Source organism: Morganella psychrotolerans (assembly GCF_001676055.1).
Lineage (GTDB): Bacteria > Pseudomonadota > Gammaproteobacteria > Enterobacterales > Enterobacteriaceae > Morganella > Morganella psychrotolerans_B.
The window spans coordinates 78592-101870 of the sequence record NZ_LZEX01000006.1 but is presented as its reverse complement, the minus strand read 5'-3'; the positions used below and the strand labels follow the sequence as shown (position 1 = coordinate 101870).

Genomic DNA, 23279 nt, shown 5'->3' with positions numbered 1-23279 from the left:
TTTGAGTAGTTATTTTTCGAACCCTGTTTGGGTTTAATCTAAAAAACAACAAAATAAGGATAATACAGAATGGCTAAGGGGCAATCTTTGCAAGATCCGTTCCTGAACGCATTACGTCGCGAAAGGGTTCCGGTTTCTATTTATTTGGTCAACGGCATTAAATTGCAGGGTCAGATCGAATCATTCGACCAATTTGTTATTCTTTTGAAAAACACGGTCAGCCAAATGGTTTACAAACACGCGATCTCTACCGTCGTACCTTCGCGTCCGGTTTCTCACCACAGTGGTGGCGCAAACCCGGGTACTGGTGGCAGCAGCAATTACCATCAGTCAGCCGGTAATGGCGGAGCACAACAGGATACTGATGGCGCTGAATAAATCAGTGTTCAGACGTCATTCGCGGAAAAACATGGGTAGGGAGACTTTACCTGTGTTTTTTCCTGTGTGTTTTTCACCTGTCCTGAGAGGTTATGCTGTTGTTTGACAGATATGAAGGCGGTGAACGGGCCGTTTTGGTCCACGTATTTTTCTCACAGGATAAAAACACTGATGATCTCAGTGAGTTTGAATCCCTTGTGACATCCGCGGGCGTAACTCCCGTCCAGATTGTTACCGGCAACCGCAGCTCTCCGCACCCGAAATATTTTGTGGGTGAAGGTAAAGCGGAAGAAATCGCCGGTGCAGTGAAAGACAGTGAGGCGGACGTGGTGCTGTTTAACCATGCCCTCAGTCCGGCACAGGAACGCAACCTTGAGCGTTTATGTGAGTGCAGAGTGGTCGGCAGAACCGGGGTTATCCTGGATATCTTCGCCCAGCGGGCACGGACACACGAAGGTAAATTGCAGGTGGAACTGGCGCAGTTACGCCACATGTCCACGCGTCTGGTTCGTGGCTGGACGCACCTGGAACGCCAGAAAGGCGGGATTGGTCTGCGGGGACCGGGCGAAACACAGCTCGAGTCTGACCGCCGGATGCTGCGGGATAAAATAAAACTTATCGCCGGTCGTCTGGAAAAAGTAGAACGTCAGCGCGGACAAGGTCGTCAGGCGCGCAGCAAAGCGGATATTCCGACTGTGTCACTGGTCGGTTACACCAATGCCGGAAAATCCAGCCTGTTTAATCACATAACTGACGCGAAAGTCTATGCCGCGGATCAGTTATTTGCGACACTCGATCCGACACTGCGGCGGATTGATGTTGATGATGTCGGCACGGTCGTGCTGGCGGATACCGTCGGGTTTATCCGTCAACTGCCGCACGATTTGGTGGCTGCATTTAAAGCCACATTGCAGGAAACGCGTGAAGCCACCTTATTGCTTCATATTGTGGATGCTGCAGATAACCGTGCTGATGAAAATATTCAAGCCGTTGATAGTGTACTGGAAGAAATAGATGCAAATGAAATTCCGGTACTGATGGTGATGAATAAGATCGATATGCTGGAGGATTTTGAACCGCGTATCGACAGAAATGAGGAAAATCTGCCGGTCAGAGTCTGGCTTTCAGCGCAGACCGGGGCAGGTATCCCGTTGTTGTTCCGCGCGCTGACCGAACGCCTTTCAGGTGAGATCGCACACCTGGAATTGTGTTTGCCTGTACAGGAAGGTCGTCTGCGCAGTCGTTTTTATCAGCTTCAGGCGATTGAGCGTGAATGGCTTGATGAAGATGGCCGGATTTGCCTTGAAATCAGACTGCCCATTGTTGAGTGGCGCCGTCTCTGCAAGCAGGAACAACAGTTAGCCGATTACGTTATCTGATTATCAGGGGGCGTAATATATTAATTAAGAGTGCGTTTTTGCGCTCTTAGCCCTGAAAAACCGATCATAAAAGAGTGGAGCGAAGGCATGGCGTGGAATCAGCCCGGCAATAACGGACAGGACCGCGACCCTTGGGGGAGCAGCAATAAAGGCGGCAACTCCGATGGTAACAAAAGCGGCCGCAACCGTGGGGCATCTGATCTCGACGATCTGTTCCGGAAAATGAGCAGAAAACTCGGTGGTCTTGGTGGTGGTAAAGGCGGAAATAACAACGGGCAGTCAGGCGGAAACAGCCGTCCGCCAATGCAGTTCGGTGGTGGGCGCCTTTTGGGCCTGGCAGCTGCTGCAGTTGTCGTCGTCTGGGCCGCAACCGGCTTTTATACGATTAAAGAAACAGAGCGTGGTGTTGTTACCCGCTTTGGTAAGTTCAGTCATGTTGTTCAGCCCGGTCTGAACTGGAGACCGACCTTTGTTGATCGCGTTACTGCGGTTGATGTGGCGACTGTCCAGGATCTGGCAACGAACGGAATGATGTTAACCGCAGATGAAAACGTTGTCCGCGTTAACATGAACGTACAGTTCCAGGTTGTGAATCCGGAAGATTATCTTTTCAGCGTCACAAACCCGAATAACAGTCTTCGCCAGGCGATGGACAGTGCGGTACGTGGTGTTATCGGTAAGTTCACCATGGAAAAAATCCTGACGGCGAACCGTACCGTGGTCCGTAACGAAACCCAGAAAGTGCTCGAAGAAACAATCCGCCCTTATAAAATGGGGATAGCGATTGTGGACGTCAACTTCCAGGAAGCCCGTCCGCCGGCAGAAGTTCAGGCCTCATTTGATGATGTGATTGCCGCCCGTGAAAACGAACAGCAATCTATCCGTGAAGCTGAAGCCTATTCGAACGAAGTCTTACCACTGGCAAAAGGTAACGCGCAAAGTATGATTGAAAGCGCACAGGCCTATAAAGCCAGTATCGTACTGAAAGCACGCGGTGAAGTCGCAAGTTTTGCCAAGATGCTGCCGGAATACCGCGCGGCACCGGATATCACCCGTGAACGTCTCTATATCGAGACCATGGAACGTGTGCTGAGTAATACCCGTAAAGTTATTGCTAATGATAAGAGTAACAGCATGATGGTGCTGCCTCTGGATCAGCTCATGCGTGAGCAGCGGGCAGCAGCGCCGTCTGCGCCGTCAGCCTCTGCACCATCTGCGGGAACACCATCCAAACCGGCATCACGTCCGGTACAAAACAGCAGTCAGAATCCGAATGTACCCGCTGAATACGGCGATACGTACGGAGTTCGTGGCAACTCTGAACGCGTAGGGAGACAATAATCATGCGTAAGTATTTAGCCGTTATTGTTATTCTGGTTTTAGGCGTCCTGTATGCCTCTGTCTTTGCTGTTCAGCAGACAGAGCGCGGTATTGTACTGCGCTTTGGTAAGGTTCTGCGTGACTCAGATAACAAACCGATTGTGTATGAGCCCGGTCTGCACCTGAAAGTGCCGTTTATCGAAACTGTTAAGATGCTGCCGGCCCGTATCCAGACTCTGGATATTCAGGCTGACCGTTTCTTAACCAACGAAAACAAAGACCTGATCGTCGATTCTTACCTGAAATGGCGGATCAGTGATTTCAGTCTGTATTACCTTGCGACAAACAGCGGTAATATTAATCAGGCAGAAAATCTTCTGAAACGTAAATTCAGTGACCGTCTGCGTTCTGAGTTTGGTCGTCTGAGTGTGAAAGAGATTGTGACGGACTCCCGTGGTACGTTGACAACAGAAGTTAAAAACGCACTGAATGAAGGTAGTTCAGGTAACGATCCGCAGGCAACTGATGCTGATAACGCGATTGCTGATGCAGCCGCCCGTGTTCAGGAAGAAACCAAAGGCGCACAGCTGATGGTGGTGAATCCGAACAGTATGGCTGCGTTAGGTATTGAAGTGGTGGATGTCCGTATCAAGCAGATTAACCTGCCGGCGGAAGTCTCTGAAGCTATCTTCCAGCGTATGCGTGCAGAACGTGAAGCGGTTGCGCGTCGTCACCGTTCACAGGGTCTGGAAGAAGCGATGAAAATTCGTGCTATTGCAGACAAAACCCGTACTGAAATGCTGGCAGAGTCAGAGCGCCAGTCATTAACATTGCGCGGTGCCGGTGATGCGGAAGCGGCTAAACTGTTTGCGGATGCATTCAGCCAGGATCCGGATTTCTATGCCTTTATCCGAAGTCTGCGTGCCTACGAGCAGAGCTTTAAGCCCGGCGGTAATGACATTATGGTGTTAAGCCTGATACGGATTTCTTCCGTTATATGAAGGCGCCGACATCATTGCGTCCGGTGTCAGGTCAGTAAATCCGGCGCCGCCCGGCGGCACGGATAAATCATCAGCATGCTGATGATCGCAACAGATATATAAAGCCCGCTTTCGCGGGCTTTATTATGTAAATTGCACAGCAGACATTTCAGAATGTGAGAAAAAGTGCTGAAAGGGCGGTCATGAGATGCTAGAATCCTTTTTTAAGCAACCAGGTAAAAACGAAATGGGTAATAACGTTGTCGTATTGGGCACCCAATGGGGTGACGAAGGCAAGGGCAAAATCGTCGACTTGCTTACTGAACGAGCTAAGTACGTTGTTCGTTATCAAGGTGGCCACAACGCGGGTCACACTCTGGTTATAAACGGTGAAAAAACCGTCCTTCATTTGATTCCGTCAGGTATTCTCCGCGAAAATGTTATCAGTATCATTGCTAACGGTGTTGTTCTTGCACCTGATGCTCTGTTAAAAGAAATGACTGCGCTGGAAGCCCGTGGTGTGCCGGTACGTGAGCGTTTACTGATTTCTGAAGCCTGTCCGCTGATCCTGCCGTATCATGTTGCACTGGATAATGCCCGCGAAAAAGCACGCGGCGCGAAAGCTATCGGTACGACCGGCCGCGGTATCGGACCGGCTTATGAAGATAAAGTAGCCCGTCGTGGTCTGCGTGTGGGTGACTTGTTTGATAAAGAAACCTTTGCGCTGAAACTCAAAGAGATCCTTGAGTATCACAACTTCCAGTTAGTGAATTACTACAAAGAGCCTGCGGTTGATTACCAGACAACACTGGATGATATCATGGCTGTTGCTGATATCCTGACCGGTATGGTCGTTGATGTGTCAGACCTGTTGTACAAAGCAACCGTTAACGGTGAGCTGGTCATGTTTGAAGGCGCACAGGGTACGCTGCTGGATATCGACCACGGTACGTATCCGTACGTGACCTCATCAAACACCACTGCCGGTGGCGTTGCGACAGGGTCAGGCTTAGGCCCGCGTTATGTGGATTATGTCCTGGGTATCATCAAAGCGTATTCTACCCGTGTGGGTGCAGGTCCGTTCCCGACTGAATTGTTTGATGAAACCGGTGAATACCTGCGTACGAAAGGTCAGGAGTTCGGTGCAACTACCGGACGCAGCCGCCGTTGTGGTTGGTTAGATATCATTGCTATCCGTCGTGCTGTGCAGATAAACTCCCTGTCAGGGTTCTGCATGACTAAACTGGATGTTCTGGATGGTCTGAAAGAAGTGAAAGTGTGTGTCGGCTACCGTTTACCGAATGGTGACGTGATTGAAACCACACCACTGGCAGCAGACAACTGGGAAGGCATTGAGCCAATCTACGAAAGCATGCCGGGCTGGAGTGAAAAAACTTTCGGTGCGAAAAGCCGCGAAGAACTGCCGCAGGCAGCACTCAATTACATCAGCCGCATTGAAGAACTGACGGGTGTTCCTGTTGATATTATTTCAACCGGTCCGGATCGTTCTGAAACCATGATCCTGCGCGACCCGTTCGACGCATAAGGTTTTTCAGACGAAATCAGTCAGGGCCGGGCATTATTGTCCGGCCTTTTGTTTTTTGAGCGCCGGGTTTTCTGACATAGTTTGTTGCAGGAAATCCGGCGTTTTCGGTAACACTTTTTGCTTAATAAGCAAAAGAAACACATAATGATTATTCATTACATATCGTGTGATCCCCCTATGGGATGACAGAACTTACGGGGTAAAATGTGCAGTTAACCAGTTTTACAGATTATGGCTTACGTGCGCTTATCTATATGGCGTCACTTCCTGATGGCAAAATGACGAATATCACAGAAGTGACAGAAGTCTATGGCGTGTCACGTAACCATATGGTCAAGATAATTAACCAATTGAGCCATTTAGGTTATGTTGAGGCTATCCGTGGCAAAAATGGCGGGATCCGCCTGGGAAAACCTGCTAATACTATACGTATCGGTGAGGTTGTCCGTGCGCTGGAGCCATTGACCCTGGTGAACTGTAGCGGTGAATTTTGTCACATTACCCCGCATGCCGGCTGAAATCGATTCTGGGTAAAGCTATCCGGGAATTTTTGCAGGAACTGGATAAACACACGCTCGCTGATATGGTGCAGGACAATCAGCATCTTTATAAATTGTTGCTGACGGACAAATAGTGTCGGTCATAAAAACCACGGAGGACAAGATGTCAGTGGAAAAACAATCAAACGACCCTTACCGGGAACGCGAAGCGGAAAAATATGAAGCCCCGATCGCGAGCCGTGAATTTATTCTTGAAATTATCCGCAACCACACCAAACCGGTCAGCCGCGACGAACTCGCGCAGGAACTGGGGTTAACCGGAGAAGAAGCACAGGAAGCATTGCGCCGCCGTTTGCGCGCAATGGAGCGTGACGGACAGCTGGTCTTTACCCGCCGTCAGTGCTACGCGCTGCCGGAACGCCTTGATTTAATCAAAGGAACCGTTATCGGACACCGCGATGGTTTTGGTTTCTTACGCGTTGAAGGACAGAAAGACGACCTGTTTATCGCACAAGATCAGATGAAGCTGTGTATGCACGGCGACGTGATTCTGGCACAGGTGATGGGTGCCGATCGCAAAGGGCGCCGTGAAGCCCGTGTGGTACGCGTAACTGAGCCGAAAACCGGTCAGATAGTCGGGCGTTACTTTATGGAAGAAGGCATGGGGTTTGTTGTACCTGATGACAGCCGCCTGAGCTTTGATATTCTGATCCCGAAAGAGTCCATCAACGGTGCCCGTATGGGTAATATCGTGGTGGTGGAACTGACCCGCCGTCCTGCTAAGCGGGTACAGGCGCTGGGTGTTATCACCGAGGTGCTGGGCGAAAAAATGGGCACCAGTATCGCCGTGGATATTGCACTGCGCAAACATGATATTCCGTATACCTGGCCGGCCCAGGTTGAACGTCAGGTTGCTGATGTCAGCGAAAACGTTCCGGAAGAGGCTAAAAAAGGGCGCGAGGATTTACGTGCATTGCCGTTAGTCACGATTGACGGTGAAGACGCCCGTGACTTTGATGATGCCGTTCACTGTGAAGCCAAACGCGGCGGTGGCTGGCGTCTGTGGGTAGCGATTGCTGACGTAAGTTACTATGTACGCCCGCAAACTGCACTGGATGACGAAGCCCGCAGCCGGGGTAACTCGGTATACTTCCCGTCACAGGTCGTTCCGATGCTGCCGGAAGTGCTTTCTAACGGCGTCTGTTCACTGAATCCGCAGGTTGATCGCCTGTGTATGGTCTGTGAAATGACTATCTCATCGAAAGGTAAGTTATCCGGTTACCGTTTCTTTGAAGCCGTGATGAGCTCCCATGCCCGCCTGACTTACACCAAAGTGTGGAAAATTCTGGAAGGGGATGAAGAACTGCGTGAGCATTATGCGCCGCTGGTAAAACATCTCGAAGAGTTGCATAAGCTGTATAAAGCACTGGCGGAAGCCCGTGACGAGCGTGGCGCGATTGCATTTGAATCGGAAGAAGCCAAATTTATCTTTAATGCAGAAAAACGGATCGATCGTATCGAGCCGGTGCAGCGTAATGATGCGCACAAACTGATTGAAGAGTGCATGATCATGGCGAACGTGGCAGCGGCAAGATTCGTTGAGAAAAACAACGAACCGGCACTGTACCGTGTCCATGACCGTCCGAAAGAAGAGAGTGTTGGTAATCTTCGTACTGTATTCAATGAGTTAGGACTTACCCTTCCGGGTGGGCTGACACCAGAGCCGAAAGATTATGCGCAGGTCATGCGTGATGTGGCTGAGCGTCCTGACTGTGAACTGTTACAGACCATGCTGCTGCGCTCCATGAAGCAGGCCATTTATGACCCGGACAATCGTGGACACTTTGGTCTGGCGCTGCCGGCGTATGCGCACTTTACATCACCTATCCGTCGTTATCCGGATCTGTCGTTACACCGCGCGATTAAATATCTGCTGGCAAAAGAGCAGGGCGAGAAACCATCTAAAACAGGTGCATGGCATTACGATACACAAAGCATGCTGCAACTGGGGGAACACACCTCCATGACAGAGCGCCGCGCAGATGAAGCAACGCGTGATGTGGCAGACTGGCTGAAGTGTGACTTTATGCAGGATCAGGTCGGTAATGTATTCAAAGGGCTGATTACCAGTGTGACCGGTTTCGGGTTCTTTGTGCGTCTCAATGAGCTGTTTATTGATGGTCTGGTACACGTCTCAACACTGGATAATGACTATTACCGCTACGATAATGTCGGCCAGCGCCTGATTGGTGAATCATCAAACAATGTGTACCGCCTCGGGGATGAAGTTGAAATCCGCGTGGAAGCTGTACATATGGATGAACGCACGATTGATTTCGCATTGATTTCAAGCACGCGACGCGCCCGTAATGAAGGTAAAACCGCGAGAACCCGCGCGCGTACCACCCAGACCGGTGATAAACGCCGTAGCGGGAAAAAAGATGACGTTACCCGTGATAAAAACTTTGAACCGGACAGTGCGTTCCGCAAGAAGAAAAAAGACGGTGACGGTCCGAAAGCACCAAAAAGTCCGAAATCTCCCCGGACTAAAAAAATTGAAGCGAATATAAAGGCAAAGCGCGCGAAGAAAAAAGCCGCTAAATAATTGCTTTTAGTTCATATTTTCCCCGGTGAGACGGCAGCGCCTTACCGGGTATATTATCCTGCAACAAACGGAACGTTATGAGTGAAATTATTTATGGTATCCATGCCGTGGATGCCTTGCTGGCGCGTGATCCCAGCCGTTTTATTGAAGTCTATATTTTAAAAGGGCGTGAAGATCGTCGTCTTATCCCGGTTGCCCAGGCTCTGGAAGCTGCCGGTATCCGTGTTCAGGTGGCTAACCGCCAGTGGATGGACAGCCAGGCTGAAGGCGGCGTTCATCAGGGTGTTATCGCTAAAGTTAAAGGCGGGCGTCAATATCAGGAACAAGATCTGCCGGATTTACTGGCAGAGCATGAAACGCCGTTCCTGCTGGTGCTGGATGGTGTCACTGATCCGCACAACCTGGGCGCTTGTCTGCGTACCGCAGATGCTGCCGGTGTTCATGCCGTGATCATCCCGAAAGACCGCTCGGCGCAACTGAATGCGACGGTTAAAAAAGTGGCATGTGGTGCGGCGGAAAGTGTGCCGTTGATCCGTGTGACCAATCTTGCCCGTACACTGCGTCAGCTGAAAGATGAAAATATCTGGATTGTCGGCACTGCCGGTGAAGCGACACACGATCTGTATCAGAGCAAAATGACCGGCCCTGTGGCACTGGTTATGGGTGCGGAAGGTGAAGGTATGCGCCGCCTGACCCGCGACCTGTGCGATGAGTTGATAAGCATCCCGATGGCGGGAGCGGTATCTTCTCTGAACGTCTCTGTGGCAACGGGTGTCTGTCTGTTTGAAGCCGTACGCCAGCGCGGGAAATAATCCCTGATACGTAAACTATTGCCTTGTTTTTTGCATCGGGCATGGGTATAGTTATGCGTCAAATTTTTCAGCCGCACTTAAACAAGTTCCTTGCCTCTCAGGGTTGCGGTTGCCCGGACTGGAGGCTAATAATCCGTAAGGAGCACTACTAATGCGTCATTACGAAATCGTCTTCATGGTTCATCCGGACCAGAGCGAACAAGTACCGGCAATGATCGAGCGTTACAAAACTGCTATTACTAATGCAGAAGGTCAGATCCACCGTCTCGAAGACTGGGGTCGTCGCCAACTGGCTTACCCAATCAACAAACTGCACAAAGCTCACTACGTTCTGCTGAACGTTGAAGCGCCGCAGGAAGTGATTGACGAGCTGGAAACTATTTTCCGCTTCAATGATGCCGTTATCCGCAGCATGGTTATGCGCGTTAAGCACGCGGTGACTGAACCTTCTCCAATGGTTAAAGCGAAAGACGAACGTCGCCCGCGCGACATGTCTGACGACATTGAAGAAAATGATGAAGCTGAGGAAACTGAAGAGTAATAACGGTGTCCGCTAACCGTCTGGTGTTATCCGGCACAGTGTGCAGGGAACCCATCCGGAAAGTAAGCCCGGCCGGAATTCCGCATTGTCAGTTTGTGCTTGAGCACCGCTCACAACAGCAGGAAGCCGGACTTAGCCGGCAGGCATGGTGCAGAATGCCCGTGGTTGCCAGCGGACTAACCATCCAAACCATTACTCGCAGTATAACGGTCGGCAGTCATATAACCGTTCACGGATTCATCAGCACCCATCAGGGTCGCAATGGATTAACGAAACTGGTTCTTCATGCCGAACATATTGAATTAATAGATTCTGGAGACTAGCCTTATGGCACGTTATTTCCGTCGTCGTAAATTCTGCCGTTTCACCGCAGAAGGCGTTCAAGAGATTGATTATAAAGACATCGCTACGCTGAAAAATTATATCACTGAAAGTGGTAAAATCGTACCAAGCCGTATTACCGGTACAAGTGCGAAATATCAGCGTCAGCTCGCTCGTGCTATCAAGCGTGCCCGCTACCTGTCTTTACTGCCTTACACTGATCGTCATCAGTAATCGGCATCGTCCATTTAAGAGGATAAGGTAATGCAAGTTATTCTGCTTGATAAAGTAGCGAACCTGGGTAGCCTGGGTGACCAAGTAAATGTTAAGTCTGGTTATGCACGTAACTTCTTAGTACCGCAAGGTAAAGCTGTTCCTGCAACCAAGAAAAATATCGAATTCTTCGAAGCACGCCGCGCAGAACTGGAAGCTAAATTAGCTGACGTTCTGGCTGCAGCTCACGCTCGTGCAGAGAAAATCAATGCCTTGGGCGTTGTAACTCTCTCTTCTAAAGCGGGTGACGAAGGCAAACTGTTCGGTTCTGTCGGTACTCGTGACATCGCTGATGCTGTAACTGCAGCTGGCGTTGAAGTTGCGAAAAGCGAAGTTCGTCTGCCTAACGGCGTTCTGCGTACTCTGGGTGATCATGAAGTTCACTTCCAGGTTCACAGTGACGTGTTTGCAGAACTGAATGTGAAGATTGTTGCTGAGTAATCTCTGATTACGATGTAAACATCTTTGAAAGACGCTGGCTCAGGCCGGCGTTTTTTTTTTATCTTTTTTTATTTTCCACATCATGAACGCCTGTAACTGCCGTCTTTCTGGCGTTTAAAGGTTACGGACTGCCCGCTGGTCTTATCAATTTTAAGCTCTGTAATCGTTTTATCTTTTCCCCGGATAACCCGTATTTTATCACCGGCTTCAACCAGGTTCAGCGGCTTCTGCGTTCCTTCAACGGCGGTCATACGGAACAAATCATCAACCGGTAACCCGTTATTACGGAAAACCTGCGCGATTGTCTGCCCTTTTTTTACCGTAAACCGCTGCGCCACAAGCGGAGCATCCTGTGCAGCTGTAATGACAGGCGCTGTCTCTGTTGTGACAGGCGGCTGTTCTGCTGTGGGTTGTGGTGCCTGATCCGGAGTCTGTGCGACAGGCGGCAGGTTATTATCCGGCAGCGGGAGATTTTCCGTTGTGTTCTGTGTGTCGGTAAGTTGACGCTGTGCCATCAGGTCACCCAGCGGATCATCCTGTACCGGTGGTGTCAGCCCGATAGTCTGTGGCGGAGATGTCACCGGTGGTTTGGGTGCGGATGGCCATAAAAACAGCACAATAATAACAATCAGCGCGATGGCGGCGATGGTATAAAGATGAAATTTAGGTAGTAATCGCATAGTATTTCCCCGCTATTGTGCATGCGTCATAATCACCAAACGTTCTTTCAGTGTAGCAGCCGTCTTCCTGAAATTATTCAGAATTAGTCCTGTTTTGTAATTTGTTTCTTATGTTTATACCCGGTGCTATTCAGGATGCAGACAGGTTTAATGAATAAGGACATGTCTGTAATGGCGGTTGCATCAGCTTTCACTGATAATCGGGTTTACCGGGGTACATGCTGCTGTTATGCTTATCCATCTTACTTATTAATCAGGTATCTCTCATGACACAACCGACTTTTGACACGATGGAAGCACAGGCAAGCTACGGAATTGGCTTACAAATCGGCCAGCAATTACAGGAATCCGGACTGACCGGATTAGTACCGCAGGCGATCCTTGCCGGTATCACTGATGCATTAGCCAATAATCAGCCTGCTGTCGCGGTTGATGTTCTTCATCGTGCCCTGCGTGAAATGCATGAGCGTGCTGATGCTGTCCGCAATGAAATGCAGGCAGAACTGGTAAAAGACGGCATGCGTTTTCTGGAAGAAAATGCGAAGAAAGAAGGCGTTTCATCCACTGAGAGCGGTTTACAGTTCTCTGTTATCACTCAGGGTAATGGTCCGATTCCGGCACGTACTGACCGCGTCCGCGTTCATTATACCGGCCGTCTTACTGATGGTACTGTGTTTGACAGCTCTGTACAGCGCGGCGAGCCGGCTGAATTCCCGGTCAATGGCGTGATCGCAGGCTGGATCGAAGCACTGACCCTGATGCCGGTTGGTTCTAAATGGGAGCTGTATATCCCGAGCAACCTGGCTTACGGTGAGCGTGGTGCCGGTGCCGCTATCCCGCCATACAGCACATTAGTTTTTGAAGTTGAGCTGTTAGAGATCCTGTAAGTACGGATTGTGTTACCAAAAGCAGAATATTCGAAATGGCCGGTTTCCACCGGCCATTTTTGTTTCTATACTCAACGTCATTCAAGATGCAGCCAACGAACCTGCAGTTTGAATGAATAAGAGTATATACTCAGGTCTCCGGAGACGTGAACAGGATAACGCGACTCACTAACCGTTCAGTGAAAGAGGTGAAGGATGCTCAATCAAATTTGTCACCTGGCTCGGCGGGCGGGTGAAGCTATCATGGATATTTATCATCATCCCGACACGATGAATATTTCAGCCAAAGCGGATAACTCGCCGCTGACCGCCGCTGATCTCGCGGCTCATCATATTATCCTGCAAGAACTGACTGCGCTGACCCCGGACATCCCGGTGCTCTCTGAAGAAGATCCGCAAGCCTGGTCTGAACGTCAGCACTGGACACAATACTGGCTGGTGGATCCTCTTGATGGCACAAAAGAATTTATCAGCCGTAACGGCGAATTTACGGTCAATATTGCATTGATAAGTGATGGTGTCCCTGTCATGGGTGTGGTGTATGCGCCGGTGGCAGATGTGCTCTATTTTGCAGAAGGGCCACGAGCCTGGCGTGAACGTGGCGGGCAGCGGATGCAGATTAAAGTAATAAACGCGGAGTTACCGCTGGTGGTTATCAGCCGTTCTCATCAGGATGATGAACTGGCGGATTATCTGGCGCAACTGGGACCGCATGAAACACAGGCAATTGGTTCATCCCTGAAATTTTGCCTGGTGGCGGAAGGGAAAGCACAGCTGTATCCGCGCTTTAACCCGACTCATATCTGGGATACTGCCGCCGGTCATGCTGTTGCGTTGGCTGCGGGCGCACACATCACTGACTGGAATGGTAAGACTCTCGATTATACGCCGCGTGAATCGATGATTAACCCAGGATTTCGCGTCTCCAGTTTTTGACGGCCATTTTTCTCTGAAAAGCCAGTGTAATATGCATAACAATGCATATTACACTGGCTTTTTTCTGTTTAGTAAAATCACGTAGTGCGCTATTTATCAGTTAAGTCCTTACACTTTTTATTATTTATAAAAGTTATAATAATTATAAGGTTATTATTGATGCATCATATTGTGATGCCATCTGGTTCTGGTGTGATGAAGATCTATTTTTCTTATGGTTTTGTGAAGTACATCGTAGCGGTGTGTCATTTTATGTAAAAATAGTGATTAAAACACATGATTAATGAACTTGGCGGGGATTTTAGTCTACCTTGTAGTATAAAGGTGATGTCAGTAATTTTACCTGTCACCGAAAGACCGAAAGGTAAAGGGGAGGACATAAGAGTGATGAAAATTTTTTGCCCGTTACAACCCGTCTCAGATAGCGCGCTATGTGAAAACATTGTTCCGTGGTCGGCTGTATATACAGGGAATGGGGGCGTTTGAGTTTGACTACGGTAAGATTTTACCGCCGAAAGTCAGAGATAAACGTCATCTGAGTGCAATGAGTGAGATTAATCAGCAGGTATTGTTGCTCCAGGCACAACTGGCTTAGTAATCAACAATACCCGGTGAAAAATAAGGGTTGGTTTTACGGCTGTTGACCGCGGGTATCCGGTGTTACGTCAGACTAACCCTCTTTGTTTTCTCCTGCCGCAGGCGACAAGGGAGAAACCGGTAAAATAACCGCAGTGACCGGGGAATCCGGAATACGCGTGACTAATAACTGGTCAATTTTATAGTTATCAATATCAACGACTTCAAATTTATAACCGACATATTTTACAAAATCTGTGCGTTTCGGGATCCGGCGCAGTTTATACATCATAAAGCCGGCAATAGTTTCATAGTTGCTGTCATCCGGAAACTCATCAATATCCAGCACCCGCTGCACATCTTCAATCGGCGTACCGCCTTCAATCAACCATGAGTTTTCATCACGGGCGACAATTTGTTCTTCCTGGCCCTGACCGACCAGGTCACCCATCAATGTAATCATCACATCATTGATAGTGATAACACCCATCACCATCGCGTATTCATTGAGGATGATAGCAAAGTCTTCACCGGCATTTTTAAAGCCTTCCAGCGTATCAGACAAACTGAGTGTGTCCGGGATCATCAGTGCCGGGCGGATTTGCACGCCATCATGCAGATTCAGACTCTGACCAATCAGTACGCGGTTGAGCAGATCTTTGGAATCAACATATCCGAGGACATGATCAAGACCGCCGTCACACACCAGGAATTTTGAATGTGGCTGTGTGGAAATCTTTTCTTTAATACTCTCTTCGCTTTCCTTTCTGTCAAAGTAAACGATACTTTCACGCGAGGTCATGGCAGAAGGGACAGTCCGGGATTCCAGTTCAAACACGTTTTCAATCAGTTCGTGCTCCTGCTTGCGCAGCACACCGGCAACGGCGCCGGCTTCCACGACCGCATAAATATCATCAGATGTAATATCTTCATTACGCGCCAGCGGAATTTTGAATAATTTAAAGAACAGATTGGATAAACCGTTAAACAGCCAGGCCAGCGGGCGCAGTACAGCCAGACAAAAACGCATCGGCTGAACAATACGGATAGCCACGGCTTCAGGTTTGATCATTCCCATCCGTTTAGGTGTCAGGTCAGCCAGCAGGATAAACATGGAGGTGACGATAACAAATGAACACACGGAGCCGAGCTGTTGTGCGGCGGAATCAGACACAATGTTCTGAAACATGGAGCGCAGTGCAGGTGAAAAAGCAGATTCTCCGACAATACCGGCGAGGATTGCCACGGCATTCAGCCCGATCTGCACTACGGTGAAAAACATTCCCGGTGCTTCCTGAAGGCGGAGAACAAGCGCTGCATTCGTGTTGCCTTCGTCGATCATGATTTTGAGCTTTATACGCCGTGAGGCAGCAAGCGAAATTTCTGATAATGAAAAGAATGCGCTGATAGCGCAAAGTAACAGTACAATTAATACACTATTTAACATATAGGTTCCGAATGGCCGGCACGTTTGCCTGAGGCAGTGCTGTTATTTATTATGCGTGGCGACCGGTTATTTTTGAGATATTTATACTCGTCATACTTCAAAATGCCTGGGTGTTGACTGCGCTCAGCTCGTCGGGTCACATACTGATGTATGCTCCCCGGCAATCGGAGCTTGTCGCCTGCATGCATTCCGAATTATTTAGAGTATTAAGTATAAATATCGGATATAAAAAGAGAAATACGCACAGAGTATTGATATTTTCTGTGCGTGGATGTGCAGTATAACACCGGATCAGGAAAAACGGTTAGTTTCTCAGCGAAGGCGGCATGCAAACGCCGATCCCGCCCAATCCGCAATAGCCTTCCGGGTTTTTATCCAGATATTGCTGATGATAATCCTCTGCCACATAAAACGGACCGGCCGGACGGATTGCTGTCGTGACAGGGCGGAGATCGCCGCTGTCAGACATCGCCTGCTGATATTGCTCCCGCGAGGCGATAGCCTGTACGCGCTGACTGTCTGATTGTGTGAAAATCGCTGAGCGGTACTGAGAGCCGATATCGCCACCCTGTTTCATGCCCTGCGCCGGATCGTGATTTTCCCAGAACAAACGCAGCAGATCAGCATAACTTATCACTGACGGGTCATAGACAACACGCACTGCTTCAGTGTGTCCGGTATTGCCGGTACATACTGCTTCATAGCCCGGATTCTGAGTGATCCCGCCGGTATAACCCGCCGTAGTACTGTAAATCCCCGGTTGCTGCCAGAACAAACGCTCCACACCCCAGAAGCAGCCCATGGCAAAATACGCAATATCAAAGCCTTCCGGGATATGATTCACCTCATTCCCTGTGACGGTATGGCGGGGGCTGATAGTCAGCGCAACAGCACTGCCGGGGAGTGAATTTTCGGCGAAAACAGGTGAAATAATTGTATCCTGCGGGTAATTAATTATCGTTTTTATCATATGCGGTGGCTCCTTTTTTAAGAACAATCGGTGTATTATCAACAGAATTCAGGTTATTTATCTTATGTATCTATAGTAAAATTCAAATAATTTTCATATTGTTTTCGGGCAAATCCCGGAAATTCAGGAGTTGATGTGATCCGATACCCTCTTATTTGTGTAGTCGCTGTGTCTCTCACATCCCCTCTGGCATATAGTGCAAATCTTCGCTTAAAAGTGGAAGGGCTGAGCGGTCAACTTGAAAAAAATGCAAGAGTCCAGCTTTCGACAATCTCAACGGATGAAGTGGTGGCAGATGGCCGTTTCCGCTCCCGTGTGGAAAAAGCCATTAAAGAAGGTCTGCGCCCGCTTGGTTATTATGAACCGACAGTCACCTTCGAATATCAGGATAATCAGCCACCTGCACGCCCGATATTGCTTGCGCGTGTTACGCCGGGTGAACCCGTCAAAATTGCCGGCGTGACCGTCGATATTGAAGGTGCGGCAAAGGATGACACCGCTTTCAGCCGGTTCGTCACTAAAAATAAACCTGAAATCGGTACAGTCGTCAATCACGGTGAGTATGAAAGTTTCAAGGGCGGATTATCCGGGCTTGCATTAAAGCGGGGGTATTTTGATGCGGAGATGGAAAAAAGCCAGCTCGGTATTGCACTGTCCCGCCACGCGGCCTATTGGGATTTTGTGTTCAACAGCGGCAAACGATACCGGTTTGGCAAAGTGAACTATGAAGGTTCACAGATCCGCGACACTTATCTGGAAGGCTTGGTGCCTTTTAAAGAGGGGGATTATTATACCTCTGAACAGTTAGCCGACTTTAACCGCCTGCTGGCAGAAACCGGCTGGTTCCAGTCTGCGATTGTGACACCAAATATTGCGCAGGCACGGGCAGATAACAGTGATTATCTGACGATGGATGCCTCTTTTACGCCACGCGCACAAAATTTTGTGGAGCTGGGCGGCGGTTTTGCCACTGATGTGGGGCCGCGCGTGCAGGCAAAATGGAATAAGCCGTGGGTTAACTCCCGCGGGCACAGTCTGACCTCCAGCATCAGTTTGTCAGCACCTGAACAAATTATCGACACATCCTACCGTATCCCGCTGAAAGTAAACCCTATTGAACAATATTATGCCGTTTCCGGCGGATATAAACGTACTGATCTGAATGATACCAAAGCCGATACCGCAACCGTCGGTGTGTCCCGTAACTGGGATTTATCGAGCGGCTGGCAGTACGGTATCAATATGCGCTGGAGTCTCAGCCACTTTACACAGGCTGATATCACCAATACCACTATGCTGCTCTACCCGGGTGTCAATGTCAGTCGTGTCCGCTCCAGGGGTGGGATGATGCCGTCCTGGGGGGACAGCCAGCGTTATTCTGTTGATGTATCCAATGAAATGTGGGGCTCTGATGTCGATTTTGCTGTGTTCCGCGCCCGTAATGTCTGGGTCAGAACACCGTGGGAAGGTCATCGTTTCGTGATGCGCGGGACACTTGGCTGGATAGAAACGAATAATTTTGACCGTGTTCCGCCTGATCTGCGGTTTTTCGCCGGGGGTGACGGCAGTATCCGTGGCTATCGCTACAACAAAATCTCGCCGGAAGATGCCGATGGCAAACTGACCGGTGGCTCGAAATCCGCAGTCGGCTCCCTGGAATATCAGTACAACGTGACCGGTGACTGGTGGGGTGCGGTATTTGTGGACAGCGGCGAAGTGGTGAATGACATCAAACGGAGTAATTTTAAAACCGGTGCGGGTGTCGGGGTGCGCTGGGCATCACCGGTCGGGCCGGTGAAGTTTGATCTGGCAGCACCTGTCGGTGACGATCAGACAAAAAATATTGAGTTTTACATCGGTTTGGGAGCAGAACTCTGATGAAATGGCTGACGTATCTGAAATGGCCGGCAATCGTTCTGCTGGTGCTTATCCTGATGATTGGCGGCACGCTGGGCTGGGTGTTGGGCACTCAGTCCGGGCTGCATTTTGCCCTGAACTTGGCACCGCGTTTTGTGTCCGGTCTGACACTCGGGCAGGTGGAAGGGGATCTGCGTAACCTGACTCTGAAGCAGGTGAAATACACCATGCCGGGCATTGATGTCAGCGTGGATAAAGTCGATCTCGCACTGCGCCTCAGTTGCCTGAAAGATATGACGCTGTGTGTTGAAAACCTCAGTACAGACGGCACCCGCGTCACTGTTGATACCACAAAACTGCCGCCGTCAGAAGAAACACCGCCGTCGGAACCACTGACGGAACTGAATGCACCACTGACTATTTTTCTGGATTCACTCTCTGTCACCAATACGCAGGTGACCGTTGATGATATGGCGATCAATTTAGATACGTTCCGTACCGCCATGACCTGGGAGGGTGACCAGCTCACACTCAAACCTACCGTGATTAAAGCACTCTCTGTTGTGCTGCCGGAATCCGTGCCTGAGGTTGTCGCCGAAAAACCGGAACCGGTAACTGACGAGCCGGAAAAACCCCTGAGTGAAACCATTAACGCTATTTTTGCCAAACCGCTGCTGGCTGAGCTGCCGGAGGTTATTCTTCCGCTGAATATTTCGGTTGAAGGTATTTCCGGTGATAACTGGAAGGTGAGCGGCGATACACCGGTCACTATCAATTCTCTGCATCTGGCACTGTTTAACAAAGGGCAGACACTGACACTGAGTGATTTCTCAGCGGACGCACCGCAGGGAAATATCAGTATCAGCGGGGAGGCCACGCTCAGTGATAACTGGCCGGTGGCGCTCTCAGTCAAAGGTACGGTTCGTGATTTTGATGAATTCAGCGGGCAGAATATCGATCTGAATCTGAATGGCGGGTTGCTGGATGAACTGAAGCTGGCACTGGCGCTGAAAGGGCCGGTTAATGCGACCCTGGACGCGCAGACGAATCTGACGCAGGCGGATTTACCGGTATTGCTGACGCTGGAGAGCCAGAAAGTCAGCTGGCCGTTAACCGGAGAGGCGGATTATCAGCTCGACGGGGTAAAATTACGTCTTAACGGCAAAATCAGCGGATACGATCTCTCCCTGCGCTCAGACATCAAAGGTAAGGAGATACCGCCCGCGCTGCTGACGCTGGATGCCAAAGGCAATACAGAACAGCTTAATCTCACCCGGCTGCGCCTGAATGCGTTACAGGGCTTTGCTGAGATCACCGGTGTGGCAGACTGGCAGAAAGCCATCAGCTGGCAGGCGGTACTGACACTGTCCGGTCTGAATACAGCAAAAGCCTACCCGGAATGGCCGGCGAAAGTGGATGGCAAAATTACCACACGCGGCAGTCTGTACGGCGGTAACTGGGAATTGTCTGTCCCGGATATCACACTCGACGGGAAAGTTAAAAATTATCCGCTGAAAGCGCGCGGAAATGTAAAAGGTAACGCCGGCGGGCAGTGGACGATCCCTGAGCTGAAACTGGCGCTGGGCAATAATAAGCTGGATATCAATGGTCAGCTGGCAAACAACTGGAAGCTGGATGCGGATATTAATGCTCCGGCGCTGGGCGGTTTGGTTCCGGGTCTTGCCGGGACAGTGAAAGGTAAGCTCAATATCCGCGGTAATATGGAAAAACCGCAGATCCTTGCGGATCTCACTATCCACAGTCTGAAGTGGCAGGATGATTTATCTGTCGCCAATGCCACGATCAAAGGGGATGTCACTTCAGCTGAACAGATCAAAGGTCAGTTGGATGTGACTGTTACTCAGCTGAAGCAGGCGGATCTGGTGATAAGCAATCTGACCCTGAATGCAAAAGGGACAGAAGCACAGCACGCACTGAAACTGACGATGAAAGGGGATCCGGTATCAGCACAGCTGATGCTTAACGGCGGGTTTGATCGTAAAACACAAATCTGGAAAGGTTCTCTGAATAATACCCGTTTTGAAACGCCGGTGGGTGAATGGCAGCTCAGCAAAGCAATGGCGCTGACGTATCTTAATGAAAAACAGGAAATTACAGTTGGTACCCACTGCTGGGTGAACCCGGATGCACGTATCTGTGTGCCTAAACCGATTACTGCCGGTGCATCCGGTAATGCCTCGGTTGCGCTGGAGCGGTTTGATCTGTCGATGATAAAACCGTTCCTGGATCAGGGCACGAAACTGAGCGGTGTATTCAGCGGAAATGCGAATATCCGCTGGTTTGCTGATGGTTCGCAGCCGGTGATGGATGTCTCCCTTAAAGGGAATGGCGTAAAGGTGGTACAGAGCCTGGAAGGCGCAAATCTGCCGGTGGCATTTGATACTCTTACACTGACTGCGGCGATGAAGAGCGGCAAACTGAATCTTCAGTGGCTGATTGCTATTGCCGGAAACGGAAAAATCAACGGCAACGTACAGATTTCTGATTTGGAAAAACGCCGTCAGCTGAGCGGAAATGTCGGGATCGATAATATCTCGCTGGATCTGATCAAGCCGCTGCTGGGTAAAGGCGACAAAGCCACCGGGCGGCTGAATGCGAATCTGCGCCTCGGCGGTAATGCAGCCGGACCTCTGCTGTTTGGTCAGCTCGGGTTGTCGGATCTTGCTGTCAGCGGAAGGTTGCTGCCGTTTGATATTACACAGGGCGGCCTGACTGTTAACTTTGACGGCGCGCGCTCTGATCTGAACGGACAAATTAAAACCCCGGAAGGGTATCTGAACCTCAGTGGTAATGCAGACTGGCGTAAGATGGACGCGTGGTACGCTAAAATCAGTGCGCAGGGCGATAAACTGCGGGTTTTATTGCCACCGATGATACGGATAGATGTCAGCCCGGATCTGGTTTTTGAAGCAACACCGTCAGTGCTGAAGCTGGACGGAACGGTTAATATTCCGTGGGCGCGGATAACGGTGCATGACGTACCGGAATCTGCGGTCGCATCAACATCTGATGAAGTGATGCTGGACGATAATCTGCAACCGATTCACGAAAAACCGGTCAGTATTCCGATTCAGAGCAACCTGAAAATCCATATTGGTCCGGATGTGGCGCTTGATGCATTTGGCCTTAGTGCGATGCTGACGGGCAACCTGAGAGTTGCCCAAGACAAACAGGGTCTCGGGCTGAACGGACAGGTTGATATCCCGCGCGGGCGTTCAAAGCGTACGGGCAGGATCTGCTGGTGCGCAAAGGGCAGATTCTGTTCTCCGGTCCGGCCGACCAACCGTTCCTGAATATGGAAGCTATCCGTAATCCGGATAACACGGCTAATGGTGTTATTGCAGGAGTCCGGGTGACCGGGCTTGCGGATCGTCCGAAAGTGGAAATATTTTCTGACCCTGCAATGTCACAGGAAGAGGCCCTTTCTTATCTGTTACGGGGTGAGGGACTCAATTCCGGTGATGCTGACAGTTCCCAGATGACATCCATGTTAATCAGTCTTGGGGTAGCACAAAGCGGGCAGTTAGTCGGAAAAATTGGTGAAACATTCGGCATTTCAGACCTGGCGCTGGACACTCAGGGCGTGGGTGATAAGTCACAGGTTGTGGTCAGCGGCAAGATAACGAATGACTTGCAGGTAAAATATGGTGTCGGTATATTTGACTCCTTAGCGACCTTGACGTTACGCTATAGGTTAATGCCCAGGTTATATCTGGAAGCGGTGTCTGGCGTCAGCCAGGCGATCGATCTGCTTTATCAGTTTGAGTTCTAATATATGCGAGTGATCGTTTATGGCAGTTTGCGGCAAAAACAGGGAAACCATCACTGGATGACCTATGCCGCACTGCTGGGTGAGTATACGCTTGAAGGTTATGATCTGTATGATCTGGGGCACTATCCTGCGGTTGTACCGGGAACCGGTAAAATCGAATGTGAAGTGTACCGGATCTCTTCGTCGATCCTGACAGAACTGGATGAATTGAAAAAAGATGGTCAGGATTACCGGCGTGAGCTGGTTTCAACGCCTTACGGCAGTGCATGGATTTACCTGTATCAGCATTCTGTGGACGATTTGGTGCGGATAAACTGTGGTGACTGGCTTAAGCGTAATGAGGAACCGGATTCAGAGAGTGAATAACTTTCCGGTATAAAAATAAAAAACCGCTGTGAAAACAGCGGTTTTTTTTATCCGAACGGGGTGCGGATTATTTTTTCGCAGCGCGTTCGAAAGAAGCAATAATTTCTGCTTTTGCTGACGCAGCATCTTCCCAGCCGTCAACTTTAACCCATTTGCCTTTTTCCAGATCTTTGTAGTGCTCGAAAAAGTGAGTAATTTGTGCTTTCAGCAGTTCAGACAGATCGCCCACATCTTTGATGTGATCGTATTCTTTGCTCAGTTTGGTGTGCGGAACCGCAACCAGTTTGGCATCTTCACCGGATTCGTCAGTCATTTTCAGAACACCGACCGGACGGCAGCGGATCACAGAACCCGGCTGTAACGGATACGGAGTCGGAACCAGGACGTCTACCGGGTCGCCATCCAGTGATAACGTATGGTTGATATAACCATAGTTGCACGGATAGAACATTGCCGTTGACATAAAGCGGTCAACAAACAGCGCACCGGATTCTTTATCCACTTCGTATTTAATCGGATCTGCGTTTGCAGGAATTTCGATAACAACATAGATATCTTCCGGCAGATCTTTACCTGCGGGAACATTATTCAGGCTCATGAGCGGTTTCCTTAAGTCTTCAAACCAAATAGCGTGGCGGACATTATAACGAAAAAAAGGCGGTGGTATACCG

At 49.8% G+C, this 23279-nt stretch carries 18 protein-coding genes and 4 pseudogenes; 18 read left to right on the top strand and 4 right to left on the bottom strand.

All coding sequences use genetic code 11. The features are described 5' to 3' along the window. Positions 1 to 69: 69 nt before the first annotated feature. The 12 genes and pseudogenes from hfq to rplI all read left to right on the top strand — a co-directional run bounded on the left by hfq (position 70) and on the right by rplI (position 11096). A complete protein-coding gene (hfq, locus tag AYY17_RS06740) occupies positions 70 to 378 on the top strand; it encodes an RNA chaperone Hfq (RefSeq protein ID WP_067407016.1) in 309 nt (102 codons plus the stop codon). A gap of 98 nt (positions 379 to 476) precedes the next feature. Then, the gene (gene hflX / locus AYY17_RS06735; RefSeq protein ID WP_067422419.1) at positions 477 to 1757 is read left to right on the top strand and encodes a ribosome rescue GTPase HflX; all 1281 of its coding nucleotides are present in this window, start codon (positions 477 to 479) and stop codon (positions 1755 to 1757) included. A gap of 87 nt (positions 1758 to 1844) precedes the next feature. Next, on the top strand, positions 1845 to 3098 hold the full coding sequence (gene hflK, locus AYY17_RS06730) for an FtsH protease activity modulator HflK (RefSeq protein ID WP_067422398.1): 1254 nt from the start codon (positions 1845 to 1847) through the stop codon (positions 3096 to 3098). 2 nt (positions 3099 to 3100) lie between these two features. After that, positions 3101 to 4116 (top strand): annotated as a pseudogene (gene hflC / locus AYY17_RS06725) (protease modulator HflC). Positions 4117 to 4304: 188 nt separating this feature from the next. After that, positions 4305 to 5603 (top strand): adenylosuccinate synthase, encoded by a 1299-nt coding sequence (locus AYY17_RS06720; RefSeq protein ID WP_067422396.1) that lies wholly within the window; start codon positions 4305 to 4307, stop codon positions 5601 to 5603. A 206-nt stretch (positions 5604 to 5809) separates the two neighbouring features. Then, positions 5810 to 6237 (top strand): annotated as a pseudogene (gene nsrR, locus AYY17_RS06715) (nitric oxide-sensing transcriptional repressor NsrR). Between the two features lie 29 nt (positions 6238 to 6266). After that, a complete protein-coding gene (gene rnr / locus AYY17_RS06710; RefSeq protein WP_067422394.1) occupies positions 6267 to 8708 on the top strand; it encodes a ribonuclease R in 2442 nt (813 codons plus the stop codon). Between the two features lie 77 nt (positions 8709 to 8785). Further along, on the top strand, positions 8786 to 9520 hold the full coding sequence (gene rlmB / locus AYY17_RS06705; RefSeq protein WP_067422391.1) for a 23S rRNA (guanosine(2251)-2'-O)-methyltransferase RlmB: 735 nt from the start codon (positions 8786 to 8788) through the stop codon (positions 9518 to 9520). Between the two features lie 151 nt (positions 9521 to 9671). Beyond that, positions 9672 to 10061 (top strand): 30S ribosomal protein S6, encoded by a 390-nt coding sequence (rpsF, locus tag AYY17_RS06700; RefSeq protein ID WP_004241366.1) that lies wholly within the window; start codon positions 9672 to 9674, stop codon positions 10059 to 10061. Between the two features lie 5 nt (positions 10062 to 10066). Beyond that, positions 10067 to 10384 carry a primosomal replication protein N gene (gene priB, locus AYY17_RS06695; protein ID WP_067365973.1) on the top strand — a complete coding sequence of 106 codons (318 nt, stop codon included), beginning with the start codon at positions 10067 to 10069 and terminating at the stop codon, positions 10382 to 10384. A 4-nt stretch (positions 10385 to 10388) separates the two neighbouring features. Next, entirely contained in the window at positions 10389 to 10616 is a 228-nt protein-coding gene (gene rpsR, locus AYY17_RS06690) for a 30S ribosomal protein S18 (RefSeq protein WP_004234502.1), read from the top strand. A 30-nt stretch (positions 10617 to 10646) separates the two neighbouring features. Further along, positions 10647 to 11096 carry a 50S ribosomal protein L9 gene (rplI, locus tag AYY17_RS06685; RefSeq protein ID WP_025154545.1) on the top strand — a complete coding sequence of 150 codons (450 nt, stop codon included), beginning with the start codon at positions 10647 to 10649 and terminating at the stop codon, positions 11094 to 11096. A gap of 80 nt (positions 11097 to 11176) precedes the next feature. On the opposite strand, the gene AYY17_RS06680 is transcribed toward rplI, so the two are convergent. Then, entirely contained in the window at positions 11177 to 11776 is a 600-nt protein-coding gene (locus AYY17_RS06680; RefSeq protein WP_235845308.1) for a LysM-like peptidoglycan-binding domain-containing protein, read from the bottom strand. 266 nt (positions 11777 to 12042) lie between these two features. Between AYY17_RS06680 and AYY17_RS06675 the strand changes: the two genes are divergently transcribed. From AYY17_RS06675 to AYY17_RS21135, 3 genes and pseudogenes are all read left to right on the top strand, one after another. Next, positions 12043 to 12663, top strand: coding sequence for an FKBP-type peptidyl-prolyl cis-trans isomerase (locus AYY17_RS06675; RefSeq protein ID WP_067407060.1), 621 nt, complete (start codon positions 12043 to 12045; stop codon positions 12661 to 12663). Positions 12664 to 12858: 195 nt separating this feature from the next. Then, entirely contained in the window at positions 12859 to 13599 is a 741-nt protein-coding gene (gene cysQ, locus AYY17_RS06670) for a 3'(2'),5'-bisphosphate nucleotidase CysQ (RefSeq protein ID WP_067422389.1), read from the top strand. 391 nt (positions 13600 to 13990) lie between these two features. Beyond that, positions 13991 to 14194: pseudogene (locus AYY17_RS21135) on the top strand (DUF1107 domain-containing protein); the annotation flags it as partial. A 75-nt stretch (positions 14195 to 14269) separates the two neighbouring features. Here AYY17_RS21135 and paeA read toward each other — a convergent pair. Together paeA and msrA are read right to left on the bottom strand one after the other, a co-directional pair. Then, on the bottom strand, positions 14270 to 15622 hold the full coding sequence (gene paeA, locus AYY17_RS06665) for a polyamine export protein PaeA (protein WP_067422387.1): 1353 nt from the start codon (positions 15620 to 15622) through the stop codon (positions 14270 to 14272). 304 nt (positions 15623 to 15926) lie between these two features. Then, a complete protein-coding gene (gene msrA / locus AYY17_RS06660) occupies positions 15927 to 16592 on the bottom strand; it encodes a peptide-methionine (S)-S-oxide reductase MsrA (RefSeq protein WP_067422385.1) in 666 nt (221 codons plus the stop codon). Positions 16593 to 16727: 135 nt separating this feature from the next. Between msrA and tamA the strand changes: the two genes are divergently transcribed. From tamA to AYY17_RS06645, 3 genes and pseudogenes are all read left to right on the top strand, one after another. Continuing rightward, positions 16728 to 18470, top strand: coding sequence for an autotransporter assembly complex protein TamA (gene tamA, locus AYY17_RS06655; RefSeq protein ID WP_067422382.1), 1743 nt, complete (start codon positions 16728 to 16730; stop codon positions 18468 to 18470). Then, positions 18470 to 22242: pseudogene (gene tamB, locus AYY17_RS06650) on the top strand (autotransporter assembly complex protein TamB). Before tamA ends, tamB begins: the two are co-directional and overlap by 1 nt. Positions 22243 to 22245: 3 nt before the next feature. Continuing rightward, positions 22246 to 22608 carry a gamma-glutamylcyclotransferase family protein gene (locus AYY17_RS06645; RefSeq protein WP_067422380.1) on the top strand — a complete coding sequence of 121 codons (363 nt, stop codon included), beginning with the start codon at positions 22246 to 22248 and terminating at the stop codon, positions 22606 to 22608. A 67-nt stretch (positions 22609 to 22675) separates the two neighbouring features. Here AYY17_RS06645 and ppa read toward each other — a convergent pair whose 3' ends face one another. Next, on the bottom strand, positions 22676 to 23206 hold the full coding sequence (gene ppa / locus AYY17_RS06640) for an inorganic diphosphatase (RefSeq protein ID WP_067366000.1): 531 nt from the start codon (positions 23204 to 23206) through the stop codon (positions 22676 to 22678). Between the last annotated feature and the right edge of the window lie 73 nt (positions 23207 to 23279).

Excerpts from the sequence above, each read along its gene's own strand:
- hfq (WP_067407016.1), top strand. The coding sequence starts at position 70 with ATGGCTAAGGGGCAATCTTTGCAAGATCCGTTCCTGAACGCATTACGT.
- hflK (WP_067422398.1), top strand. The coding sequence starts at position 1,845 with ATGGCGTGGAATCAGCCCGGCAATAACGGACAGGACCGCGACCCTTGG.
- AYY17_RS06720 (WP_067422396.1), top strand. The coding sequence starts at position 4,305 with ATGGGTAATAACGTTGTCGTATTGGGCACCCAATGGGGTGACGAAGGC.
- rnr (WP_067422394.1), top strand. The coding sequence starts at position 6,267 with ATGTCAGTGGAAAAACAATCAAACGACCCTTACCGGGAACGCGAAGCG.
- rlmB (WP_067422391.1), top strand. The coding sequence starts at position 8,786 with ATGAGTGAAATTATTTATGGTATCCATGCCGTGGATGCCTTGCTGGCG.
- rpsF (WP_004241366.1), top strand. The coding sequence starts at position 9,672 with ATGCGTCATTACGAAATCGTCTTCATGGTTCATCCGGACCAGAGCGAA.
- rpsR (WP_004234502.1), top strand. The coding sequence starts at position 10,389 with ATGGCACGTTATTTCCGTCGTCGTAAATTCTGCCGTTTCACCGCAGAA.
- rplI (WP_025154545.1), top strand. The coding sequence starts at position 10,647 with ATGCAAGTTATTCTGCTTGATAAAGTAGCGAACCTGGGTAGCCTGGGT.
- AYY17_RS06680 (WP_235845308.1), bottom strand. The coding sequence starts at position 11,776 with ATGCGATTACTACCTAAATTTCATCTTTATACCATCGCCGCCATCGCG.
- AYY17_RS06675 (WP_067407060.1), top strand. The coding sequence starts at position 12,043 with ATGACACAACCGACTTTTGACACGATGGAAGCACAGGCAAGCTACGGA.
- cysQ (WP_067422389.1), top strand. The coding sequence starts at position 12,859 with ATGCTCAATCAAATTTGTCACCTGGCTCGGCGGGCGGGTGAAGCTATC.
- paeA (WP_067422387.1), bottom strand. The coding sequence starts at position 15,622 with ATGTTAAATAGTGTATTAATTGTACTGTTACTTTGCGCTATCAGCGCA.
- msrA (WP_067422385.1), bottom strand. The coding sequence starts at position 16,592 with ATGATAAAAACGATAATTAATTACCCGCAGGATACAATTATTTCACCT.
- AYY17_RS06645 (WP_067422380.1), top strand. The coding sequence starts at position 22,246 with ATGCGAGTGATCGTTTATGGCAGTTTGCGGCAAAAACAGGGAAACCAT.
- ppa (WP_067366000.1), bottom strand. The coding sequence starts at position 23,206 with ATGAGCCTGAATAATGTTCCCGCAGGTAAAGATCTGCCGGAAGATATC.